At 74.0% G+C, this 2,919-nt stretch carries 2 protein-coding genes; both read left to right on the forward strand.

The window, feature by feature from the left end; all coding sequences use genetic code 11:
• Window positions 1–642, forward strand: a 642-nt coding sequence (gene nudC, locus HMPREF3105_RS11225) for an NAD(+) diphosphatase (RefSeq protein ID WP_141762524.1), incomplete at its 5' end; no start/stop codon positions are given.
• Window positions 643–657: 15 nt separating this feature from the next.
• Window positions 658–2,787, forward strand: a complete 2,130-nt coding sequence (locus tag HMPREF3105_RS11230; RefSeq protein WP_036314350.1) for an ATP-dependent DNA helicase UvrD2 — start codon at window positions 658–660, stop codon at window positions 2,785–2,787.
• Window positions 2,788–2,919: the final 132 nt, after the last annotated feature.

The following is a 2,919-nucleotide window of genomic DNA, read 5'->3' on the forward strand; positions in this document are numbered from 1 at the left end:
CTCGCCGACGCCGTGTGGGTCGGCCTCCGCGATGCGGCCGCCGCCCTCAGCGACGCGGACACCGGGCTGTTCGTGGCCGCCGTCGCGAACGCCAACTGGCACGCCACCCACCGCTTCTGCGCGTTCTGCGGCGGCGTCACGGACGTCGAGGCGGCCGGCTGGGTGCGTCGCTGCCGCGACTGCTCCCGGGAGCAGTTCCCGCGCACGGACCCGGCGGTGATCGTGGCCGTCACCGACCCGGCCGGGCGGATCCTGTTGGGCCGCAACGCGGCGTGGCCCGAGGGGCTGTACTCCTGCCTGGCCGGGTTCGTGGAGCCGGGGGAGTCCCTGGAGCACGCGGTGGTCCGGGAGATCGCGGAGGAGTCCGGGATCACGGTGACGCACCCGCGCTACCGCGGCTCCCAGCCGTGGCCGTTCCCGCGCTCGCTCATGCTCGGGTTCACCGCCCTGGCCCCGGCCGGCGTCGAGCCGGTTCCGGACGGCGAGGAGATCCTCTCCGTGCGCTGGTTCGAGCGGAAGGAGCTCGCGCATCTGGCCCGCGAGGGCGACGTCACCCTGCCCGGGGCCGTGTCCATCGCGCGGGCGCTCATCGAGGATTGGTACGGTGGGATGCTGCCCGATGCGCAGACCCTGATCACCTAGGAGGACTCGTCCCGCATGAGCACTCCCGACGAGATCCTCCGCGGCCTCGACCCGGAGCAGCGCCGGGCCGCCACGGCCCTGCACGGGCCCGTCTGCATCCTGGCCGGCGCCGGCACCGGCAAGACCCGCGCCATCACGCACCGCATCGCCTACGGCGTGGCCTCCGGCGTCTTCGACCCGCACCGCACCCTCGCCCTGACCTTCACGGCGCGCGCCGCCGCGGAGATGCGCACCCGCCTGCGCGACCTCGGCGTGGCCGGCGTCCAGGCCCGCACGTTCCACTCGGCGGCCCTGCGCCAGCTGCAGTACTTCTGGCCCCAGGCCGTGGGCGGGCCCATGCCCTCGCTGATCGAGAACAAGGTGCGCCTGCTCACGGAGGTCGCCCAGCGCATGCGCATGACCGTGGACCGGGCCGGCCTGCGCGACCTCGCCGGCGAGATCGAATGGGCCAAGGTCTCCCTGCACGCCCCCGAGGGCTACGCCGAGGCCGCGAAGGAGCGGGAGATGCCCGCCGGCTGGACCGCCACCACCGTCGCCCGTCTCTACACCGGCTACGAGGAGGCCAAGACAGCCCGGAACATGATCGACTTCGAGGACGTGCTGCTGATCCTCGTGGGGATCCTGTCCACCGAGCCGCAGATCGCGGCCACGATCCGGGACCAGTACCGCGTGTTCGTGGTGGACGAGTACCAGGACGTCTCGCCGCTGCAGCACCGCCTGCTCGACCTCTGGCTCGGCGACCGCGGCGACCTGTGCGTCGTCGGCGACGCCTCTCAGACGATCTACTCGTTCACGGGCGCGACCTCCCGCTTCCTCACCGACTTCCGTGAGCGGTATCCCGCGGCCACGGTGGTCCGTCTCGTGCGTGACTACCGGTCCAGCCCGCAGATCGTGGAGGCGGCCAACCGCCTGCTGGCGGACCGCACCAAGGCGGGGGAGCGGGACCGCACGATGCCGCGCTGGCCCGACCCCCTCGAGCTCGTCTCCCAGCGGCCGGCCGGCCCCGACCTCGTGTTCGCGGAGTGCACCGACGACGAGGCCGAGGCCGGCTGGGTCGCCGACCGGATCGCGGCGCTGATCGACGATGGCGTGCCCGCCTCCGAGATCGCCGTCCTGTTCCGCACCAACGGCCAGTCCCAGGCCTTCGAGACGGCGCTGTCCTCAGCGGGCATCGGCTACCAGCTGCGCGGCGGCGAGCGGTTCTTCTCCCGGCGCGAGGTGCGCGACGGCATCCTGCAGCTGCGGGCCGCCGCCCGCGCGGCCCAGGACCTGACGGGCGACGACGTCACGGACCGGGTGCGGGACGTGCTCTCCTCGCTCGGCTACTCCGCCGAACCGCCGTCGGCCACCGGCGCGGCCCGTGAACGGTGGGAGTCCCTGCACGCCCTCGTCAACCTCGCCGACCAGCTCGCCACGACGCGCGGGGCCGAGTTCACGCTGACCGAGCTCGTGGCCGAGCTCGACGAGCGCGCCCAGCACCAGCACGCGCCGACGGTGCAGGGCATCACCCTGGCCTCGCTGCACTCCGCCAAGGGCCTCGAGTGGGACGCGGTGTTCCTCGTGGGCCTGTCCGAGGGGCTCATGCCGATCTCCTTCGCGGAGACCCAGGCCGAGGTGGACGAGGAACGGCGCCTGCTCTACGTGGGGATCACGCGTGCCCGCCAGCACCTGTCGCTGACGTGGACGCTCTCGCGGGGCACGGGCGGGCGCTCCACCCGGCGGCCCTCCCGGTTCCTGTGGGCCATCGACCCGACCCTCGGCGGCACCCGCGAGCACGCCCCGGCCCGCGGATCCGCGGACGGCCCGACGGCGCCGCGGCGCCGGGGCGCGAAGGTCGCCGTGTGCCGCACATGCGGCAAGCCCCTCGAGACGGGAGCGGAGCGCAAGGTCGGCCGCTGCCTGGACTGCCCCGCCACCTACGACGAGGCCGTGCTCGAGGAGCTGCGCGACTGGCGCACCCGCACGGCCGCCGAGATGCGGATGCCCGCGTTCGTGGTGTTCACGGACGCCACCCTCGTGGCCATCGCCGAGGCCATGCCGAGGACCCCGGCAGAGCTCCTGAAGGTGCCCGGCCTCGGCAAGGCCAAGCTGGAGAAGCACGGACCGGAGCTGCTCGAGCTGCTGCACGGCACCCCGACGGCCTGAGTCGCTGGCCCGCACCCCGTTCCGCCGGCGGCGCCGCCCCGTCAGAACGCCCAGCCGAGCGCATCCGGGTCGCAGGCGCAGCCGGGCCGGGGGCGGACCTTCACCCGGCGCGTGCGTCCCGTCACGCGATCG

The organism is Micrococcus sp. HMSC31B01 (assembly GCF_001816085.1).
Lineage (GTDB): Bacteria > Actinomycetota > Actinomycetes > Actinomycetales > Micrococcaceae > Micrococcus > Micrococcus luteus.

Excerpts from the sequence above, each read along its gene's own strand:
- HMPREF3105_RS11230 (WP_036314350.1), top strand. The coding sequence starts at position 658 with ATGAGCACTCCCGACGAGATCCTCCGCGGCCTCGACCCGGAGCAGCGC.